The following is an 18,020-nucleotide window of genomic DNA, read 5'->3' as shown; positions in this document are numbered from 1 at the left end:
CATGATGATCAAGAGCCGGCGGCGCGGAGGCGTCGTGCCCGACTCGCTCCTCGGCCTGCTCGGAGTCGCCGCCTTCGCCGCGCTTCTCGAGGTGCTGCCGCGGACGGGCGTGGTCTCGCCGGACGAGCTGCCCCCGTTCAGCGCCATCGTCCGGGCGCTGGCCGACGAGGCCGGCAGCGCAGGGTTCTGGGGCTCACTGCTCGACACGCTCCGGGGCTGGGGATACGGGCTGGCCATCGCGGTCGCGGCCGGTCTGAGCCTGGGCCTGCTGATCGGCAGCGTCCGGGTCCTGCGCGAGGCGACCGCCTCGACCATCGAGTTCCTGCGCCCGATCCCCTCGGTGGCCCTCGTCCCGCTGGCCGTGCTGCTCTACGGCACGCGGCTCGGCTCCACGCTCCTGCTGGTGGTGTACGCCGCCGCCTGGCCCGTGCTGGTGCAGGCGATCCACGGAGTGCAGGACGTCGACCCCGTCGCCCGGGAGACCGCGGCCGCCTACCGCTTCTCCCGGTGGGGCCGGCTCCGGTACCTGATCTGGCCGACCGCGCTGCCGTACCTGCTGACGGGCGTGCGGCTCGCGGCCTCGGTGGCGCTGGTCCTGGCCGTCGCGGGCGAGCTCATCATCGGGTCCCCGGGGCTCGGCAGCGCGATCGGGCTGGCCCAGGCGAGCAACGCCGTCGCCGAGATGTACGCGCTGATCTTCGTCACCGGTGCGCTCGGAGTCTGCGTGAACCTCCTGACCCGTGCGCTGGAGCGGCGCGTCCTGGCCTGGCACGCGTCGATGCGGACGGAGGTGCCGGCATGAGGACCGTCCTCCGCGGCGCCGGACGGCTCGGCTACCTGCTGGGGCTGCCCGCCGTGCTGCTCGCCCTCTGGTGGGTGCTGACCGCTTCGAGCACCGACTTCTACTTCCCCCCGTTGCGGACCATCCTGAGCGCGTTCGGCGAGACGTGGTTCTCCAGCCGCATCGTGGACGACGTGCTCCCCAGCGTCGCCCGTCTGGCGGCCGGGTACCTCGGCGCGGTGGCGCTGGGCGTGACCGTCGGCGTCCTGCTGGGGTCCAGCCGCCGGATCAGGCTGCTGGCCGAGCCGGTGCTGGAGTTCTTCCGCGCGGTCCCGCCGCCCGTCCTGATCCCGGTGCTGATGCTGTTCGTCGGCATCGGCGACACCATGAAGATCACCGTCATCGTCATCGGGTCGATGTGGCCGGTGCTGCTCAACACCGCCGAGGGCGTCCGCGCGATCGACGAGGTGCTGGCCGACACCGCCCGCTCCTACGGGCTGACCGGCGCCGCCAGGCTGCGCCGCCTGGTGCTGCCGGCCGCCTCCCCGCAGATCGTCACCGGCATGCGGCAGGCGCTGTCGATCTCGATCATCCTCATGGTGATCAGTGAGATGTTCGCCAGTTCCAGCGGCCTCGGCTACACGATCGTCCAGTTCCAGCGCGGGTTCGAGATCCCCGAGATGTGGAGCGGGATCCTGCTGCTCGGCCTGCTGGGGTTCCTGCTGTCGCTGCTCTTCGGGCGGTTCGAGGCCCGCGCGCTGCGCTGGTACCGGGGGTGGCGCCAAGCCCAGAAAGGAAAGTCATGACCGGCACGGATATCGCGTCCCCCACCGCGGTGGGCACCGGGAGCGGCTCGGTCCTGCTCGACGTGCGAGGGCTGAGGAAGACCTACCAGGCGGCCGACCGCACCGTCGAGGCGATCCGCGACCTCACGTTCGGGATCCCGGCGGGCGAGCTGGCCTGCATCGTGGGGCCGTCGGGCGCCGGGAAGACCACCCTGCTGAAGTGCGTCGCCGGCCTCCTGGCTCCGAGCGGCGGAGAGGTGGTGCTGGAGAACCGTCCGGTGCTGCGGCCGCCGGAGAACATGGCGGTGGTCTTCCAGGAGTACGGACGGAGCCTGTTCCCCTGGCTGTCCGTCGCGCAGAACATCGAGCTGCCGCTGAAGCAGAAGAAGGTGCCCAAGCGGCGGCGCGGCGAGCTGGTGGCCGAGGCGCTGGAATCGGTCGGCCTGGCGGACGCGGCGGGCGCCTACCCCTGGCAGCTCTCCGGCGGGATGCAGCAGCGGGTGGCGATCGCCCGCGCCATCGCCTACGAGCCGGCCGTGTTGATCATGGACGAGCCGTTCGCCGCGGTGGACGCCCAGACCCGCGCGGAGCTGGAGGACCTCACCCGCGAACTCTGGCGGCGGCTCGGCATGACGGTGCTGTTCGTCACCCATGACATCGAGGAGGCGGTGTACCTGGGCCAGCGCGTCCTGGTGCTCTCCGCGGCCCCCACGGTGATCATGGACGACACCCCGATCGACCTGCCCGCGGAACGCGAGCAGCTGGCGACGCGCTCCGATCCGCGCTTCGCGGAGCTGCGCGCGCACGTCTACTCGCAGGTGCAGCAGGCCAAGACCTACCACCGGCGCGACCGCGCCCGTCCCGCCGCCGATCCCGGGGAGGGCCGCGATGGATGACGGCACCCGCGACGTCTTCGCCGGCACGCTGGCGGAGCTGACCTGGCACGAGGTCGACGCGGCCGCCCGGTCGGGCGCGGTGCTGCTCTGGGCGTTCGGCGTGATCGAGCAGCACGGTCCGCACCTGCCGACCGGGACGGACGTCTACCTGCCGGTGGCCCGGCTGCGAGCCGTCCGGACGCTGCTGGCCGAGCGCGGCGTCCAGGCGCTGATCGTGCCGCCCTACTACTGGGGCGTCAACGTGGTCTCGGGCGCGTTCCCCGCCTCCTACGACGTGCGGCCCGAGCTGATGCGAGAGATCATGGTCGACCTGCTCGCCGGGATGGCGCGCGACGGCTTCAGGCACGTGTTCTGCTTCTCCGGGCACGGCGACGCGCTGCACAACCGCACCGTCCACGACGGTGTCAGAGCGGCCTGCGAACGCACGGACGCGGACGCGAGTTTCGTGACCGAGCCGGCGCTGGCCCGGCGCATCGGCCTCGAAGCGGACGACCCCTACCTGACTCTGTACGGGCCGGACGAGGCCCCGCCGGACGGTCCGGTCGACGTCCACGCCGGGAGCTGGGAGACGTCCCTCATGATGCACACCCACCCGCGGCTGGTGCGCGAGGAGGTCCGCGCGCGGCTGGAACCCAGCGGTGTGGGCCCCAGCGAACTGGCCATCTGGCGCCAGGGCTACGAGCACGCACGCCGCGTCACCCCGGACGGCTACCTCGGCGACCCGGCCGCGGCCGACGCCGCCGAAGGACTCCGCATCCAGACCGCCGCCGCCGAGCAGGCCGCCGCCGCGATCGTGCTTCGCCTGCGGGACGACACGCGTCGCCCGCGGCAGAACGCCTCGGCCCACCCCCAGACAGAACGGAGGAACCATGGCTGAAATCAGCGTCGCCATGGCCGCGAGCCACGCTCCCGGCCTCACCGGCTGGTTCGACAAGGCCCCCGAGGCCGACCGGAAGACCGTGCTCGCGGCCTACGCCGAGATCCACGCCGCCGTCGTGGAGTCCCGCACCGACGTGCTCCTGGTCATCGCCAACGACCACATCGCCAACGGCCTGGTCAGCGACTACGCCGACTTCACCTTCGGCCTGGCCGAACGGCACTCCGGCCCCGACGAGTGGTTCAAACCCTGGCTGCGCGTCGCGGACTACGAGCTTCCCGGACGCCCGGACGTGGCCGAAGTCCTGTACGAGAGCGTGAAGGACCGTGCGCCGCGCGTTCGCGCGGTCCGCGAGAACCTTCGCTACGACGACAACCTCTCGGTCCCGGTCACCATGGCGGACCTCGTCTCGACCGGTGTGGCGGTCGTCCCCGTGCTCCAGAACTGCACGGTGCCGCCCGTCCCGGACGAGCGTGTCTGCTACGCGCTCGGCGAGACGCTCGGCGAGGCGATCCGCACCCGGCTGCCGGCGGGGCTGCGGGTCGGGCTGCTCGGCTCGGGCGGCCTGTCCCACGAGCCGGGCGGGCCCCGCTACATGGAGATCGACGAGAAGTTCGACCGCTGGTGGATGGACCTGCTGGTCGAGGGCGATCACGAGAAGGTCCTCACCGACGCGACGTTCGAGCGGATGGAAGAGGCCGGCTCCGGCGGTACCGCGGAGCTGCTGTCCTGGATGGTCGTCATGGGCGCCATCGGCCCGCGCCCGTGCAAGGCGCTGGGCTACGCGGCCGTCGACCAGTGGCGCTGCGGCTTCGGCGCGGTCCGCTGGGACCTTTCATGACCCCGCCGCCTACACGAATGGACGACCCGGAAATGGCACTCGAATACTTCGACCCGCTGCTGCGGACCAACGATCTCGTGCAGGACCTGAAATGGGACCGCGAGCTGCGGGCCCGGTTCGAGTCGTCCGAGAAGGAGGTGCTGGACGCCTATCCGCTCACCGGCGAGGAGCGCACGGCGATCCTGGACCGGGACTTCCGCAAGCTGTTCGAACTCGGCCTGCATCCCTACCTGCTCTCCCAGCTCGCACGGCTGATCTACGGCACGGGCGAGACGGCGGGCACCTCCGGCGCCGCCACCGCGCTGCTCAAGTCCCTGCTGGGAGACCGGTACGACTCCTACATGGCCGAGCGTGGTGAGTAGGGCCGTGCCCCACGCAGACCCGACCGGTCGCGGGCCCCGTCCCCGGACGCCGGTCATCGACGTTCACACGCACGCGATGCCGATGCCGTTCCTGCGGCACCTGGAGCGCAAGGGGCTGGCCGACCTGTCCCGCGGCGCGGAGCGCGTGCTGAACCTCGACCCGGCGATCTGCGGGCTCGCGCCCGGATCGCCCATCCCGCTCGCTCCCGAACAGCACGACATGGAACGCCGCCTGGCCTCCCTCACCGCGATGGGAGTGGATCACCAGGTCGTCGCCGCACCTCCGTTCCTGTTCGCCTCCGAGTCCGACGACGACCGGCTCACGCTGGAGGTCACGCGCCTGGCCAACGACGCGCTCGCCGAGTTCGTCGCCGGCTCGGGCGGCCGCCTGTCCGGCCTGGCGACCGTGCCGGTGGGGCATCCGGGCGCGGCGGACGAGCTGGCCCGCTGCCTGGACGAGCTCGGCATGGTGGGCGCCACCCTGGGCACCTTCGGCGGCGGACGGGAGCTCGACGACCCGGTCAACGAGGAACTGTGGCAGGCCCTCGCCGCACGGCGCTGCTTCACGCTGCTGCACCCGAGCCGCGTCTCCTCCCGCGACCGGCTGGCCGACTACCACCTGGTCCAGCTGCTCGGCTACCCGATGGAGACCGCGCTGGCGACGTCCCGGCTCGTCTTCGGCGGTGTGCTGGACCGGCACGACCTGGTCCTCTGCCTCGCGCACGGCGGCGGATGCGTCCCCGCCGTCAGCGGCCGCCTCGATCTGGGCTGGCGGCGCAAGCCGGTCGCGCGGGTGACGAGCCGCACGCCGAGCGACTACCTGCGCCGGCTCCTGTACGACACCGCGGTGTTCGACACCGGCGCCCTCGGCCGGCTGGTCAAGGACATGACGGCCGCCCACGTCCTCCTGGGCACCGACACCCCGTTCGACCTGGTCGACCACGACCCCTTGCGGACGGTGCGCGCGTTGGGCGTGGACGCCGGGCAGGAGACCGCCATCCTGGGAGGCAACGCCGCGCGTCTGCTCGGATTGCGCGTCGCCCGGCCGGACCCGGACGAACGGGTCGAAGAACCCTCCGCTCCCCCCATCCCCGTCGAAGGACACCCCACATGAGCACCGACAAGGCGGCGACCGATCTGCCCCGGCTTTCCCTGGCGGAGACCGTCGCCAGGAGGATCGAGGCGCGCATCGCCGAGGACGCCCTGGCCCTCGGCCACCGCCTCGGCACCCGGGACAGCCTGCGCCGCGAGTTCGACGTGGCGGCCGCGACGCTCAACGAGGCGGTCCGCCTGCTGACCTCGCGCGGCACGATCTCCGTCCGTCCGGGCGTCAAGGGCGGGATCTTCGTCGCTTCCCCGCCGCCGCTGGTGCGCCTGGGCCGCAAGATGCTCGAACTCAGCGGAGACTCGGTCTCGGTCTCCGACTGCCTGGTCATGCGCGACGCGCTGGAACCGTTGCTCGTGCGGGAGGCCATGCGGCATCGCACCGAAGCCGACATCGCGGATCTGCGCCGGCTGGCCGAGGCGATGGCCGTGGCCGTGGAGAGCGACGCCCAGGACGGTGTCGGTTACCTCGCCGCCAACTGGGCCCTGCACCGCCGGATCGCCGAGATAACCCCGAACAAGGTCCTGCAGCACACCTATATCTCCCTGCTGGAGTTCGTGGAGAACAGGCTGCGCGGCGTCACGTCCAACGAGCCGTCCACGCGATACGTGGACGGACCGGCCGTCCACAAGGAACTGGTGGAGGCCATCGCGGGCGACGACCCCGACCGCCTGGACGCGGCCGTCGCGGCGCACGCCGCGCTGACCGCCACCCGCGGAGGCGGCACATGAACGCCCGGCAGACGGCCCTGCTCGTCATCGACATGCAGAACGACTACTGCCATCCCGACGGCGTGTTCGCGCGGGCCGGGCTTCGCGTCACCGGACTGGACGACCTCGTCGGGCACGTCAACACCCTCACCGCCGCCGCCCGCTCCGCGGGCCGGCCCGTCATCTGGGTGCGGATGGAGTGGGCGCAGGACGCCGAGGTGGGGCTGCTGGCCGAGCGGAGCCCGTTCCTGCGCGCGAGCGGACTGAGGCGCGGGACGTGGGGCGGCGAACTGCTCGCCGGTCTCGACCGCGCGCCGGGCGACCACGAGATCACCAAGCCGCGCTTCGACGCGTTCCACCGCACCGAGCTGGACGGGCTGGTGCGCGACCTCGACGTCGGCACGCTCGTGGTGGCCGGTGTGCGCACCGACTTCTGCGTCGAATCGACCGTCCGCGCCGCCTTCTTCCGCGACCTGCGCGCGATCGTGGCGCGGGAGGCGGTCGCCGGCTACGTCGAGGATCTGCACCTGGGCAGCCTGCGCCTGATGGGCACCGTCTTCGCCGAGGTCGTCCCCGTGGCCGACGCGGCCGACGCACTGGCCCGTACGCCGGGAGAGCGCTGATGCCCCTGATCGAGGTGACCCTGGTCGCCGGCCGGCCGGCCGGGCAACTGCGCACACTGATCACCCGCCTGACGGAGGCCGCCGAGGAGGCCACCGGGGCACCCCGACGCAACATCCGCGTCATCCTCCGCGAGGTGCCCGCCACCCACTGGGCCGCCGGAGACGTGACCATCGAAGAACGCAACGAGGAACAGCCATGAACCTGATCCCCCATGTCATCGACGGCCGGGAGACCGAGTCCCGCCAGAGCAGCCGATTCTCCACCGTCGACCCCTACACCCGGCGGCCCTGGGCGGAGGTGGCGCTCGGCGGCCGGGAGGAGGCCGGTCTCGCCGTCACGGCCGCGCGCCGCGCGTTCGACGAAGGCCCCTGGCCGCGCATGGGGTACGCGGAACGGGGCGCGATCCTGCACAGGCTGGCCGACCTGGTCGAGGCCAACATCGACGAGCTCTCCCTGGCCGACACCACCGACATGGGCAAGCCCGTCTCCGACACCCGCGGCAAGGACGTTCCGCGGTCGGCCTACAACTTCCGGTTCTTCGCCGACCACGCGCGGCTGTCGGCCGCCGAGGCACTGCCGATGGACAGCGGCCACCACGCCTACACCCGCTTCGAACCGGCCGGTGTCGTCGCCGCCATCGCGCCGTGGAACTTCCCCCTCATGCTGGAGACCTGGAAGATCGCCCCGGCTCTGGCGTGGGGCAACACGGTGGTGCTGAAGCCGGCCGAGCAGACCCCCGCCTCCGCGTCCCTGCTGGCGAGGCTGGCACTGGAGGCCGGGATGCCGCCCGGCGTGCTGAACGTCGTCCACGGCTACGGACCCGGCTCCGTCGGCGAGGCGCTCACCAGGGACCCGCGCGTCGACCGCATCACCTTCACCGGTGAGTCCGCCACCGGCCGCGCCATCGCCGGGGCCGCGGCGGCGAACCTCACACCGGTCAGCTTCGAGCTCGGGGGCAAGGGCGCCAACCTCGTGTTCGCCGACGCGGACCTGGACCTCGCCGCCTCCTGGTCCATCAAGGCCATCTTCAGCAACGCCGGACAGGTCTGCCTGGCCGGCAGCCGCCTGTTCGTCCAGCGCGAGGTCTACCAGGAGTTCCTGGACCGCTTCATCGCCGCGGCCGAGGCCCTCGTGCCCGGCGACCCCAAGGACCCCGCGACCCAGCTCGGTCCCCTGGCCTCCGAGGAGCACTACGCGAAGGTGAAGGCGTACCTCGACGGGGTTCCCGGCGAGGGCGGCAAGATCGCCACCGGCGGCGTGGGCGCCGAAGGGCTGTTCGTCCGGCCGACCGTGGTCCTCGACGCGCCGCCGACCGCGCGCGTGCGCCGGGAGGAGATCTTCGGCCCGGTCGCCGTGGTCACGCCCTTCGACACCGAGAACGAGGCCGTGGCGGCGGCCAACGACACCCCGTACGGCCTGAACGCGATGGTGTTCACGGAGAACCTCTCCCGAGCGCACCGGGTGTCGGCCGCCCTGAAGGCCGGCACGGTGTGGACGAACTGCTTCTTCATCCGCGACCTGCGCGCCCCGTTCGGCGGGGTCGGGGACTCCGGCCTCGGCCGCGAGGGCGGCACCTACAGCCGCGAGTTCTTCACCGAGCCCAAGGCCGTGGTCATGGCGATCGACACGAATCGATGACCCGGTCGGAAGCCCCGGACGAGTCCGGCGGCACAGGGGTGAGCCGCGGTCAGAGGTTCACGCGGTAGACGGTCGGCGGCCGGCCGGTGCGGCCCTGCTGCTGGCTGCCGGTCGGCGTGGCGATCCCGGCTCGTTCCAGGCGCTTGAGCACGCGCCGCGCGGTGCGCTGCTGCACGTCCAGGTGCTCGGCGACGTCGTGCGCGGTCAGGCCGTCCGGGCGGTCGGTGACCAGTTCGCGCAGCCGGGCGAGCGTCTGCGCGTTGAGGCCGACGCGGCGGGCCAGCAGCGGCAGGCTCTCGGCGCCGCGCTCGGCGGGGGGTTCGTCGCCGTCGGCGGGCTCGATCACGATGTCGACGTCGTCGGCCATCGCGACCACGCCCACCGAGGCGCCGATCGCCTCTGCCCGGCCGAGGGCCCGCTTGGCCAGGGACTCCGCCTCCGCCGCCGTACGGCCGATGCCGAAGCCGACGTGCACGGTCGGGTGCCGGGCGGCGAGCCGGTCGAGCAGCGGCAGCCGGGTGAACTGCTCGGTGGCCTGCTCCAGGAGGCCGCGGGTGGTCACCATCAGGTGGCGCCCGCCGGGCAGCGGCGCCAGGCTGCCGCCCAGCGTCACCACGTCCGCCGCCAGGGTGTCGTCGGGGCCGGGAAGCTCGATCAGGCCCAGCGCGACCTGGGCGTCGCCGACCTGCTGCCCGACCGCGGTCAGGGTGAGGGCCTGGATGGTGGAGCGGATCGAGAAGCGCGACGGGGCCAGCCGCACGGTGTGCATCAGGGGTTCGAGCACGTTGTAGGCGGAGCCCAGGCAGGTGATGGCCACCCGGGTGTCGTGCCGGTCGCGCGCGGTGCGGTGGAACGCGACGATGTCCTCGGACGTGAGGCCGGCCTTGTAGGGCAGCACCTGGACCTGGTCGGTCGGCAGCTTGGCCTCGGTGAGGGTCTCCATCACCTCGGCGCGGCGGAGCGTGTCGACCGAGAGGCGCGTCACGTCGTGGCCCAGGCGCAGGAGCTCCACCAGTGCCCGCAGCAGTGTCGCGCCGTCGTAGGACACGTACATCGAGGGCCGCGTCACCACGCCCGCGGCCGTGGCCGTGGTGTACGGGACCACGCCGGTGAACAGGAACGCGTCGACCTCTTCCGGGGCCGCCGCGACGACCTCCACGGCCTCGCCCTCGTGCCGGTAGGCGAGGCCGGTCATGATGGCGCCGCCCATCTCGGTGCCCACCGCGATGGCGCGGTGGACCAGGTCTTCGGGACCCACGACCCCGATGGTGATGGGCACTCTCTGCTCCTCTATTTAGGTCCAGCCCTCAACCGGCTAGGTTAGTGCACTACTCGCAGGGTTCGTTACCTCCCCTGCTCGTCCTCTTGACGGATTTCTTCAGGTGACATAACTTTCGGCCCAGACCGTAAAAGGGTACGGCGGGACGACGAGGAGAGGCATGGGCGCGGACGGCGGACGGTTCCCCGATGTGCTGGGTCCGGGCGGCCGGACGATCGGAGCCGAGGAGCGCCGGGCGGTCCTGCGCGTCCTCGACAGCGCCGTGCTGTGCAGCACGTTCGGCACCGAGACGCGCGCCCTCGAGGCCGAGATGGCCGCGCTGTACGGCCGCCGCGCGGCGGTCGCGTCGAGTTCGGGCACGGCGGCGCTGCATCTCGCCGTCGCGGCGGCACGCCTCGACCCCGGGGACGAGGTCATCACCACCCCCATCTCCGACTTCGGAACCGTCGCGCCGATCCTCGCGCAGAACGGGGTGCCCGTCTTCGCCGACGTCGATCCGGCGACCGGCAACCTGGACCCCGCCGCGGTCGAGGCGGCCGTCACCCCGCGCACCCGGGCGATCATCGCGGTGCACCTGTTCGGCGCGCCCGCCGACCTCGCGGGGCTCCGCGCGGTCGCCGACCGGCACGGCCTGATCCTCGTCGAGGACTGCGCCCAGGCCTGGCTCGGCACCACTCCCGGGGGCGACCTGCTCGGCACGGTCGGCGACATCGCGTGCTTCAGCCTCCAGCAGTACAAGCACATCACCGCAGGTGACGGTGGTCTGTGCTGCACCGATGACGACGAGTTGGCCCGCCGCATGCGGCTGTTCATGGACAAGGGCTGGGACCGGACGGTCGGGCGGCTGCACCTGTCGCTCGGCCTCAACTACCGCATGACCGAGCTCGTGGCCGCGGTGGCCCGCGCCCAGCTCGCCAAGGCAGCCGGGGTCGTCGCCCGCCGTGCGGAACGCGCCGGCCAGCTCCTCTCCTCGCTCCAGGACCTGACCGGAATCGGCCTTCCCGATCCCGCCGGGCACGCCTGGTGGCTGTTCCCGTTCACGGTGCCGGACCATCCGGGCAACCGCGTCTGGGCGGAGGCGCTCGCCGCGGAGGGCGTTCCGGCGGTCGCCGGGTATCTGGAGCGCCCCCTGTACGCCAACCCCGCGCTCGCCGACGAGCCCGTCTACGGTTCTTCGCGCTTCCCGCTGGAGGGCCGGTCGTATCCGGCCGGGCTCTGCCCGAACGCGGAGCGGCTCATCGACCGGACGCTGGTCGTCCTGCACTGGAACGAGGGCTACACGGCCGAGCACGTGGAGGTCATCGCCCACGCGGTGCGCCGCGTGCACGACCGGCTTGCGTGAGGGCCGGGTTCGCCGGGCCTCACGGGCACGACCGACGCATTCCGGCGGCACCGCGTCCGGACGCCCGGCCACCGGGAGACGGGCCGCGAGGCGTTCACCGCGCTCCTCACCGCCCGTTCCCGCACCGGGTCCGGCTGATCAGTGCGCCGCGGCGGCGTGCAGGTCCTCCAGGCAGGCGATCACCCGGTCGCGCTCGGAAGACGGCAGCGCAGGGCCGTACGGGTCGTGCGCCGCGGCCTCGGGGATGAGCCCTTCCCAGACCGCCGCCCACAGCATGCGCTGCACGTATCCCTCGATCGGCGCGTAGAACGTCGCCGCCGCGAACCGGTCGAGGCGGTCCGAGGCCTCGACGAACGCCGTGTGGTCGCGTCCGGTCCAGGCCCGCAGCACGTCTGCGCTCAGCGCGGCCTGCGCCGCGGCGATGCCGACGAGCGCGGTGTCGGCGCCCCACATGAACGAGGGGCCGAACATGCGGTCCTCGCCGGTGATGGAGAGCCTGCCGGTGCCGCGGCCCGCCCAGATCGCGTCCTGGCAACCGATGGCGCTGTCGAGCGTGGCGGTCTTGACGCCGAGCATCGCGGGGAGCGCCAGCAGGTCGCGGATCAGTTCGGGCGGGTACGGGTAGCCGCCCGCCTCGTCGTGCAGGAGGAACCCGACGAGCGGCAGCCCGCTCTCGGAGGCCACCCGCTGGTGCAGCCGTACGGCCTGGCCGTGCCCGTCGGGCTCCTCGCGGAGCGCGGCCAGCGGGTAGACCATCACGGCGTCCGCACCCAGCTCCGCCGCCCGCACCGCCATCGCCACCGTCGCGTCCGAGGCCGCGGCCAGTGTCGGGGCGGAGACCGACCGCGGCGCGCCGACGCCCGCCACGATGGGCGCCGCGGTGGCCAGCCGCCAGGTCGTCAGCACCCGGGCGCGGTCGTCGGCGGACAGGTGCAGACCGCGCCCGGTGTGGGCCCACACGGCCACGCCGCCGATCGGTTCGGCGGCGATCCGCGCGGCGTAGGCCGCGAGGGCGTCGTGGTCCACGACGCCCTGCCGGTCCATCGGGGTCACCACGGCGGGCAGGAGCGTGCCGCGCAACCGGTCGACCAGGTCGTGCATCGTCGTGTCTCCGTTCCGGATCACAGGTCGTGGCCGAGGCCGGGGGCGGTCGGGACGTCCACCCATCCGTCGACGGCGGTGAACACCGAGGGTGCCAGCGGTTCCTCCCGCACCAGCAGCGGCCCCACCAGGTCCGCGGGCACGGTGGCGCCCGGCAGCGCGGCGGCCAGGTGCAGCGCGGCCAGCGTCGCCACGCCCAGCTCCGGCATGGAGCCGATCTTGACCGCCAGCCCCGCCGCCTCCGCGATGGCCGCGATCCGCAGGGCGGGGTGCAGCCCGCCCACCTTGAGGATCTTGATGTTGAGCACGTCGGCCGCGCCGCGCCGCACGATCTCCAGCGCGTCCTGCGGCGACTGCATGCTCTCGTCCACCATCACAGGGACGTCCAGGCGCTCGCGGAGCCGGGCCAGTCCCGCAAGGTCCCAGTGCGGCAGCGGCTGCTCCAGCAGGGAGAGCCCGGCGTCGGCCATTCTGGCCAGCACGGGCAGCGCCGAAAGGTCGTAGCCCTCGTTGGCGTCCAGGCACAGTTCGGCGCCGGGGGGCAGCACGGCCCGGACGGCGCGCACGAGGTCGAGGTCGCGCTCGGGGTCGTGGCCGCCCTTGATCTTGATGTGCCGGAACCCGCGCCCGGCGTGGTCCGCGGCCTCCGCCGCCATCTCGTCCGGCGTGCCGAGCCCGACCACCCAGGCGATCGGGACGCGGTCGCGCACCCGGCCGCCGAGCAGCGCGGTGACCGGCCATCCGGCGAGCCGCCCGGCCAGGTCGTGCAGGGCGATGTCGAGGGCGGCCTTGGCGACGTGCTGCCCGCGCAGCGCGACGTCCATCGCGACGTGCGCGCCGGCCCGGTCGAGCGGGTCGCGGCCGATCAGGGCGGGGGTCAGATGCTCCTCGACGGCCGCGGCGACGCCCGCCAGCGTCTCGCCCGTGTAGGCGGTCATCGGCGAGGTCTCGCCCACGCCGATCGCCCCGTCCGCCGTCTCCACCTCCGCCACCAGGCTGATCAGCTCCGTGCTGACCCCGCTGCTGATCTGGAACGGGCGGCGGTAGGGGGCCCGGACGACGCGCGTGCGGATCGCGGCGATCGGGCCTCCGGTCGCGGGCGGGCGCTCGCCGGGGCGGGGGAGGGCGACGCTCAAGGCTGACTCCTCTGCTGGGGTCGCAATGAGAGGGCAAATGATTTACGGTCTAGACCGTAAGTAGCGTGCTTGGCTGATGTCAATGCCACCGACGACTGGAGGGCGGCCCCATGCGCCTCGGCCTGTATCTGAACCTGTACGGCGACGCGGCGGACCGCCCGTCCCTGGACGACGCCGTCGAGCAGGCACGGCTCGCCGAACAGGCCGGCTTCGCGTGGGTCGTGCTGGGCGAACGCCACCTGCACCGGCCCGGCTACCACGAGATCCTCACCTCGCTGACCTGGATCGCGGCGCACACCGAACGCATCGGGCTGGCCACCGCCGGGATCGTCGCGCCGTTCTACAACCCGGTCGCGCTGGCCCAGACGCTCGCGCACATCGACGTGCTGTCGGGCGGCCGGCTGACGGCCGGGTTCGTGCTCGGCTACCGGCCCGAGGAGTTCGCCCTCTTCGGGGTGCCCCAGCGGGAGCGGGTCGCCCGGTTCGAGGAGTGCCTGGAGCTCCTCACCCGGCTGTGGACGGCGGACAAGGTGACGTTCGAGGGGAGGTTCACGCAGGTCGAAGAGGCGTTCCTGGCCCCGCGCCCCGTCCAGGCGCCGCGCCCGAGGCTCTGGAACGGCGGCCGGGTCCCGGCGGTGCTGGAACGGACGGCGCGCATGTGCGACGGCTGGACCACCTCGTTCAACGAAGTCGACGCCGACCTCCCCGGGAAGATCGAGGAGTACCGCGCGTACGAGCGGGGCCCCGGCACGCTGGGCGCCGAGGTCATCGTCTGCCGAGAGGGCTACTGCGCGCCGACGTCGCAGGGGGCGCGCGAGGCGCTGGAGGCGCCGTTGCGCGACCTGTACGACGCGTACACGGGCTGGAAGCGCACATCCTCGGACGCGGGCCGCTACGCGCAGGGCTGGGACGAGATCGCCGCCCGGAGCGTGATCGGCTCGCCCGGCCAGTGCGAGGAAAGGCTGGCGCACTACGCGGCGATGGGCGCCGACGGGGTCGTGCTGCGCGTCCAGCCGCCCGGGATGCCGCAGGCGGACGCCCTCCGCACCATCGAGGCTTTCGGTCACATCATTTCCGGCTGAGCCCGAAACTCGTGCCTGACCTTGGCCGCCGCGGACACGATGTCGGCGAGCGCGTCCTCGTCCGCCATGAGGAGGTTCTGCCGGATCCAGACGACCGAGTCCTCGGCGGTCTCGGCCACCGGGCAGGACGCCTCGCCCACGTACGGGCGGAGGGCGGCCTCGCGGGACAGGGAGCGGTAGCCGGCGTCCAGCGGGACCCCCTCGGCCGCCATCGCCGCGACGAAGTCGGCCTTGGACCGCCCGCCGAACTCCGCCGGCACGTAGCGCACGACGCCGAGGTGCCTGCCGTGCCGCGTCGTTCCCTCCGGTCCCGGCAGCAGGCTCAGCCCGCCGACCGCCGCCAGTTCCCCGGCCAGGTACGCGGCGGCGCGTTCGCGGGCGGCCACCTGGCCGTCGAGCAGCGAGAGCTGGGGAGTGAGCACGGCCGCCTGGAACTCGGTCATGCGCAGGTTCCAGCCGATCTCGGGATGCTCGTACCAGCCGCCGCCGAGCCGCCGCCCGACGTTGTGCAGCGACCAGAGCCGCTCGTAGACCTCCCGGGCGCAGGTCACGACGATGCCGCCCTCCCCGGCGGTCATCGCCTTGCTCGACTGGAAGCTGAAGCAGGCCACGGCGCCGAGCGATCCGGCCGGACGGCCGTGCCGCGCGGCGCCGTGCGCCTGCGCGGCGTCCTCCACGAGCGGGATCCCGAACGCCTGGAGGCCCTCGGTGTCGGCGGGGGCACCGGCCAGGTGCACGGGCATGATCGCTCTGGTGCGCGGTGTGATCGCGCGTTCCACCGCCGCCGGATCCAGGTGCAGCGTGTCCGGGGTGACATCGGCGAGCACGGGCCGGGCGCCCGCGAGCACCACCGAGGTCGCGCTGGCCACGAACGTGTAGGCGGGCACGATCACCTCGTCGCCCGGGCCGACGCCGAGGGCGCGCAGCGCCAGGAAGAGCCCGACCGTGCCGTTCACCACGCAGACGCCGTGCTCCGCGCCCACGGAGGCGGCGAACGCCGTCGCGAACTCGGCGACCCTGGTCCCGGCCGTCGCGCCCCACGCGCCGCCGTCCAGCACCTCCAGCAGCAGCGCGCGCTGCTCGGGAGTGGCGGGCGGTGGCCAGGCGGGCCAGCCGGAGGTGTGGACGGGGGTGCCGCCGTCGAGGGCCAGCCTCATCGTGCTCCTTCCAGAAGCCGGGTCATCGTGCCGAAGAGGAGCAGGTCGCGGTCGGCCGGGTCGAGCGGTGCCAGCACCACGCGGCCGAGGCCGACGCGCAGGTCGAGGAAGAGCGCGTCCGAGCCGAACACCATGCGGTCCGCGCCGACGGCCGACACCAGCCGTGCCAGATGCCGGGCGGTCATCCGCGAGCCGCAGATCTCCAGCACCACGTTGGGCCGGCGTTCCGCGACGTCCGCCGCGGCGGCGAAGCCGGAAGGCCACAGCCCGGCGTGGCCCATCAGCAGCGGGACGGCCGGATGGCGTCCGGCGACGGTCGCGAAGCGCGCCGGGTCGGACCAGGGCGAGCCGTACTCGCCGTGGGACAGCACGATCGCGCCGGACGCGGCGGCGAGGGCGAACGCGGGCTCGTAACCGGGGCCGTCGAGCCGGTGCTCGTGCGTGTCCGGGTGCAGCTTCACACCGATCACGCCGGGCTCGCCGAGGAGGTCGCGCAGCCGGCCGGGGGCCTCCGGGTCGTGCGGATCGTACACGGCGTAACCGAGGAACCGGCCGGGCCACCGGGCCAGTTCCGCGAGCAGGAGGGCGTTGCCCGCGCGTGCGTCCGGGCCGACGCCCAGCAGGTGCGAGACGCACATCGTGGCCACGCCGCAGCGGTCCATCACCGCGACCAGGCTCTCGGTCGAGGTGTCGGCGATGGCGAAGTTGAACCAGCCGCCGAGGTGGCCGTGGGCGTCGATGACCTTGCCGCGCCAGGCGTCCGGGCCGCTCATCGGCCGTCCTGATCGAGCTTGAGCAGGGCACGCGCGTTGCCGCCGGCGATCAGCGCGATGTCGGTGTCGGGGAGGTCGAGATGGTCCAGCTGGAAGCGCGGCCCGGCGTCGTCGCCGACCGGCGCGCTCGTGCCGAACCACACGCGGTGCGCACCGTGACGGCGGGCCAGCCACTCGACGCTCTGGTGACCGTTCAGCGTCGCGGTGCCGACGCCGATCCGAGGGTGGGCGTCCATCAGGTCGGCCAGCTCGCGCAGGCTCCGGTACCCGGTGTCGGTGAGGATGAGGCGCAGCCGGGGGTGCCGCGTCGCGAGCCGGTGGATCTCGTCGAACGTCGCCGACCGCCAGCCCAGCAGCACCGCCGTGCCCTGGTCGGCCAGGTCACCGGCCAGCGCCGACCCGTGCGGACCGGTGAGCGCGAATCGGTGCTCGGCCGGGCAGAGCCGCACCAGCCGCGCCGCGGTGCCACCGGTGCCGAGCGGTCCCGGCACCAGGACGGGCACCCGCACGAGCCGGTCGGACACCGTCCGCGGCGGACGGGCGGTCGGGTCGTAGAAGAGCGCGTGGGAATGCACGACGCAGGCCAGGTCGATGCGGTGCCGGTCGAGTTCGGCGACCAGGCCCCGCTCGTCCGCGCTCGCCACGTCGTCACCGGGGATCGGGCCGAGCACCCGGTCGATGTCGATGATCACGGGCCGGTCAGCCCTTGAGACCCGTCATCGCGATGCTGTCGGTGAGGTAGCGCTGGAGCAGGCCGAAGACCAGGAGGCTCGGCACCACCGTGATGGTCGCGCCCGCCATGATCTGGTTGATCGGCACGTTCTCGCTCTGCAGCGTCGCCAGCCCGACGGTGAGCGTCTGCATCTCACCGGACTGCCCGATGACCAGCGGCCACAGGAAGTCGTTCCAGTGCCAGAGGAAGACGAAGACCCCCAGGGTGGCGAGCGCGGGCCGCACGAGCGGCAGCACGATCGTGGTGAAGATCCGCCATTCCGAGGCGCCGTCCATCTCGGCGGCCTCGAAGAGCTCGTCCGGGAGCTGCACGATGAACTGCCGCATCAGGAAGATCGCCTGCACGTTGGCCAGCGTCGGCACGATCATGCCCCAGTAGGTGTCCACGCCGTTCAGCCGCGAGACCAGGATGTAGGACGGGATGAGCGTGGCCTGGAACGGCACCATCAGCGTGGCGAGCAGCGCCCAGAAGAGCGCGTCACGGCCCGGGAAGCGCTTCTTGGCGAACGCGTAGCCCGCCATGGACGCGAACAGCAGGATCAGCACGACCGACACGAACGAGAAGATCAGCGAGTTGAGCGTCCAGCGCGGGACGTCGGAGCTGGACAGCACGTGCTCGAAGTTCGCCAACGTGATCTTGTCCGGCAGCAGCGCGTCCGGGAAGGTCTGCCCGCTCTCGGGGGCGAACGCGACGAGCACCATGGCCGCGAACGGGGTGATGGTGACGATCGCGGTGAGCACCAGCAGCACCGGCAGCGTGAGCCGCCCGGTGCGCGCCGCGGTGCGGGAAGCCGCCATG

20 protein-coding genes are annotated in these 18,020 nt (G+C 72.9%); 13 read left to right on the top strand and 7 right to left on the bottom strand.

The window, feature by feature from the left end:
- The first annotated feature begins 1 nt into the window (after position 1).
- Genes BJ999_RS39485 through BJ999_RS39435 form a run of 11 tightly spaced genes read left to right on the top strand, consistent with a single transcriptional unit; the run spans position 2 to position 8,619 of the window.
- Positions 2 to 802, top strand: coding sequence for an ABC transporter permease (locus tag BJ999_RS39485; RefSeq protein ID WP_218935434.1), 801 nt, complete (start codon positions 2 to 4; stop codon positions 800 to 802).
- Entirely contained in the window at positions 799 to 1,587 is a 789-nt protein-coding gene (locus tag BJ999_RS39480; protein WP_179837945.1) for an ABC transporter permease, read from the top strand. Before BJ999_RS39485 ends, BJ999_RS39480 begins: the two co-directional genes overlap by 4 nt.
- Positions 1,584 to 2,462 (top strand): ABC transporter ATP-binding protein, encoded by an 879-nt coding sequence (locus tag BJ999_RS39475; RefSeq protein ID WP_179837944.1) that lies wholly within the window; start codon positions 1,584 to 1,586, stop codon positions 2,460 to 2,462. The genes BJ999_RS39480 and BJ999_RS39475 overlap by 4 nt, the downstream gene beginning before the upstream one ends.
- Complete coding sequence (locus BJ999_RS39470) at positions 2,455 to 3,339, top strand: creatininase family protein (RefSeq protein WP_179837943.1); 885 nt, start codon at positions 2,455 to 2,457, stop codon at positions 3,337 to 3,339. Before BJ999_RS39475 ends, BJ999_RS39470 begins: the two co-directional genes overlap by 8 nt.
- Positions 3,332 to 4,180 carry a DODA-type extradiol aromatic ring-opening family dioxygenase gene (locus BJ999_RS39465; RefSeq protein ID WP_179837942.1) on the top strand — a complete coding sequence of 283 codons (849 nt, stop codon included), beginning with the start codon at positions 3,332 to 3,334 and terminating at the stop codon, positions 4,178 to 4,180. The genes BJ999_RS39470 and BJ999_RS39465 overlap by 8 nt, the downstream gene beginning before the upstream one ends.
- A gap of 32 nt (positions 4,181 to 4,212) precedes the next feature.
- Positions 4,213 to 4,542, top strand: coding sequence for an extradiol ring-cleavage dioxygenase (locus BJ999_RS39460; protein WP_179837941.1), 330 nt, complete (start codon positions 4,213 to 4,215; stop codon positions 4,540 to 4,542).
- Entirely contained in the window at positions 4,532 to 5,656 is a 1,125-nt protein-coding gene (locus BJ999_RS39455; protein ID WP_308427174.1) for an amidohydrolase family protein, read from the top strand. The genes BJ999_RS39460 and BJ999_RS39455 overlap by 11 nt, the downstream gene beginning before the upstream one ends.
- Complete coding sequence (locus BJ999_RS39450; RefSeq protein ID WP_179837939.1) at positions 5,653 to 6,378, top strand: FadR/GntR family transcriptional regulator; 726 nt, start codon at positions 5,653 to 5,655, stop codon at positions 6,376 to 6,378. Before BJ999_RS39455 ends, BJ999_RS39450 begins: the two co-directional genes overlap by 4 nt.
- Positions 6,375 to 6,980 carry a cysteine hydrolase family protein gene (locus BJ999_RS39445; protein ID WP_179837938.1) on the top strand — a complete coding sequence of 202 codons (606 nt, stop codon included), beginning with the start codon at positions 6,375 to 6,377 and terminating at the stop codon, positions 6,978 to 6,980. The genes BJ999_RS39450 and BJ999_RS39445 overlap by 4 nt, the downstream gene beginning before the upstream one ends.
- Complete coding sequence (locus BJ999_RS39440) at positions 6,980 to 7,180, top strand: tautomerase family protein (protein WP_179837937.1); 201 nt, start codon at positions 6,980 to 6,982, stop codon at positions 7,178 to 7,180. The genes BJ999_RS39445 and BJ999_RS39440 overlap by 1 nt, the downstream gene beginning before the upstream one ends.
- The gene (locus BJ999_RS39435; protein ID WP_179837936.1) at positions 7,177 to 8,619 is read left to right on the top strand and encodes an aldehyde dehydrogenase; all 1,443 of its coding nucleotides are present in this window, start codon (positions 7,177 to 7,179) and stop codon (positions 8,617 to 8,619) included. Before BJ999_RS39440 ends, BJ999_RS39435 begins: the two co-directional genes overlap by 4 nt.
- Positions 8,620 to 8,668: 49 nt before the next feature.
- On the opposite strand, the gene BJ999_RS39430 is transcribed toward BJ999_RS39435, so the two are convergent.
- Complete coding sequence (locus BJ999_RS39430; RefSeq protein ID WP_179837935.1) at positions 8,669 to 9,898, bottom strand: hypothetical protein; 1,230 nt, start codon at positions 9,896 to 9,898, stop codon at positions 8,669 to 8,671.
- Between the two features lie 160 nt (positions 9,899 to 10,058).
- On the opposite strand from BJ999_RS39430, the gene BJ999_RS39425 reads away from it, so the two are divergent.
- Positions 10,059 to 11,240: a DegT/DnrJ/EryC1/StrS family aminotransferase gene (locus BJ999_RS39425; RefSeq protein WP_179837934.1), complete on the top strand. Its 1,182-nt coding sequence runs from the start codon at positions 10,059 to 10,061 to the stop codon at positions 11,238 to 11,240.
- 138 nt (positions 11,241 to 11,378) lie between these two features.
- Here BJ999_RS39425 and BJ999_RS39420 read toward each other — a convergent pair whose 3' ends face one another.
- On the bottom strand, positions 11,379 to 12,341 hold the full coding sequence (locus BJ999_RS39420) for a dihydrodipicolinate synthase family protein (RefSeq protein ID WP_179837933.1): 963 nt from the start codon (positions 12,339 to 12,341) through the stop codon (positions 11,379 to 11,381).
- 20 nt (positions 12,342 to 12,361) lie between these two features.
- A complete protein-coding gene (locus BJ999_RS39415) occupies positions 12,362 to 13,477 on the bottom strand; it encodes a mandelate racemase/muconate lactonizing enzyme family protein (protein WP_218935433.1) in 1,116 nt (371 codons plus the stop codon).
- A 110-nt stretch (positions 13,478 to 13,587) separates the two neighbouring features.
- Between BJ999_RS39415 and BJ999_RS39410 the strand changes: the two genes are divergently transcribed.
- Positions 13,588 to 14,559 (top strand): LLM class flavin-dependent oxidoreductase, encoded by a 972-nt coding sequence (locus tag BJ999_RS39410; protein ID WP_179837932.1) that lies wholly within the window; start codon positions 13,588 to 13,590, stop codon positions 14,557 to 14,559.
- Here the strand turns inward: BJ999_RS39410 and BJ999_RS39405 are convergent.
- The 4 genes from BJ999_RS39405 to BJ999_RS39390 are packed head-to-tail and all read right to left on the bottom strand — an operon-like array spanning position 14,541 to position 18,019.
- The gene (locus tag BJ999_RS39405; RefSeq protein WP_179837931.1) at positions 14,541 to 15,716 is read right to left on the bottom strand and encodes a DegT/DnrJ/EryC1/StrS family aminotransferase; all 1,176 of its coding nucleotides are present in this window, start codon (positions 15,714 to 15,716) and stop codon (positions 14,541 to 14,543) included. The genes BJ999_RS39410 and BJ999_RS39405 overlap by 19 nt on opposite strands.
- Complete coding sequence (locus BJ999_RS39400; protein WP_179837930.1) at positions 15,713 to 16,489, bottom strand: amidohydrolase family protein; 777 nt, start codon at positions 16,487 to 16,489, stop codon at positions 15,713 to 15,715. The genes BJ999_RS39405 and BJ999_RS39400 overlap by 4 nt, the downstream gene beginning before the upstream one ends.
- Positions 16,486 to 17,181, bottom strand: a complete 696-nt coding sequence (locus tag BJ999_RS43890; protein WP_179837929.1) for an amidohydrolase family protein — start codon at positions 17,179 to 17,181, stop codon at positions 16,486 to 16,488. Before BJ999_RS43890 ends, BJ999_RS39400 begins: the two co-directional genes overlap by 4 nt.
- A 7-nt stretch (positions 17,182 to 17,188) precedes the next feature.
- Positions 17,189 to 18,019 (bottom strand): carbohydrate ABC transporter permease, encoded by an 831-nt coding sequence (locus BJ999_RS39390; RefSeq protein ID WP_179837928.1) that lies wholly within the window; start codon positions 18,017 to 18,019, stop codon positions 17,189 to 17,191.
- Position 18,020: the final 1 nt, after the last annotated feature.

Origin of the sequence: Actinomadura citrea (genome assembly GCF_013409045.1) — a bacterium.
GTDB classification, from domain to species: Bacteria; Actinomycetota; Actinomycetes; order Streptosporangiales; family Streptosporangiaceae; genus Spirillospora; species Spirillospora citrea.
This window is presented reverse-complemented; position numbering and strand designations above follow the sequence as displayed.